Source organism: Helicobacter apodemus, assembly GCF_000765745.2.
In the GTDB taxonomy this organism is placed as follows: Bacteria; Campylobacterota; Campylobacteria; order Campylobacterales; family Helicobacteraceae; genus Helicobacter_D; species Helicobacter_D apodemus.
Window position 1 is genome coordinate 1 of the sequence record NZ_JRPC02000084.1, and the last position, 1,390, is coordinate 1,390.

Consider the following 1,390-nt stretch of genomic DNA (forward strand, 5'->3'; position numbering starts at 1 on the left):
CTAGTGATTCTCCTCTTAATATTACCAATTCGGGTTCTTCTACTATTGCAGGTAATATTAGCTCTAGTGGTAATGCTCCTTTAAACATTACTAACTCTGGAAGTGGTAGTATAGGAGGTGCTACCACTTCCAGAGTTGTTAATTTTTAATTCAGCATTTCCTGCTGTTTTAATATCTCCTCCAATACTTCCAGAGTTAGAAATAGCTAAAGGAGTGCTACTTTTAGTTTCAATACTTCCTGTAATAGCATTAGCATTACTTGAAGTATTAGTAATAGAGTTAAGCTTACTACTCTCATCAATAGTAATATTTCCTGATATAGAAGCATTACCATTATTTACTAATCCTCCATTAATACTAGCACCTTTTTCTATTTTTATTTCACTTCCTATATTGGCATTATCACTATTAACAATATTACCCTCTAGTTTCGTATTAGCACCACTTATGGTAATACCTCCACTAAGGGTAGAATTCTCATTATTCCAAATGGCTTTACCTGAAGTAGCGGTTATAGTTGCTCCATCTTTAATAGTAAGATTACCTGTTATTTTTCCATTATTATTACCAATACCAGCATTTTTACCTATTATCATAGAGCCTTCACCTGAGATAAGAATATCTCCACTGAGGTTAGCGTTATCTCTAACACTGATTCCATAAAAAGTTTTTCCCTCTATTCTAGCTCCATCTTTAATGGTAATTTTTTGGGTTTTTGCTTTATCATATAAGAAAATACCATTTTGACCCCCACTAATCTTAGTATTAGATCCACTAATTTCAAGTTCTCCTAGAGTTTGGTTTGGTCCTACTATAATACCTGAAAATCTTCCATGCACTACAGCTCCATCTTGCATAGAGAGTTTTCCAGCTTTACCATCAAGTATCGCAATACCAAAACCATTTGATCTTATCGTTCCTTTATTGATAATAGTTGCAATGGTTCCTCCACCTTGTAAGCTCATGCCTGCATATCTATTATTACCTTCATCATTACTAATAATACTTCCTTCATTAGTGAGGGTTTGAATGATTGCACCATTTACATATATGCCATCCCTAAAACCCTCTATCGTCCCACTATTCTTAAAAGTCTCTATCGTAGCTTTGCCAGCAAGTTGCATCCCATTTTGCTTGCTTTCTATCGTCCCCTTATTCTCAAAGTTCTCTATCGTAGCTTTACTACCTACATAAACACCTGGTCCATTACCTTTATGATTAATTATTCCTTGATTAATAAAAGTTCCTAAGGCTGTATTGTTTTCAATCGCAACACCACTACCACCATTATTTGTTTTTTCTATAGTTCCAGTATTAGTAAAAGTTTGTATTTTAGTGTTTTGTAAGGCTATGGTATTACCATTCTTATTAGAGATTGTCCCACTATTAC

At 34.1% G+C, this 1,390-nt stretch carries 1 pseudogene; it reads right to left on the bottom strand.

Annotation, left to right across the window (positions count from 1 at the left end):
• Positions 1-80: 80 nt before the first annotated feature.
• A pseudogene (locus tag LS72_RS11085) lies at positions 81-1,390 on the bottom strand (autotransporter outer membrane beta-barrel domain-containing protein); the annotation flags it as partial.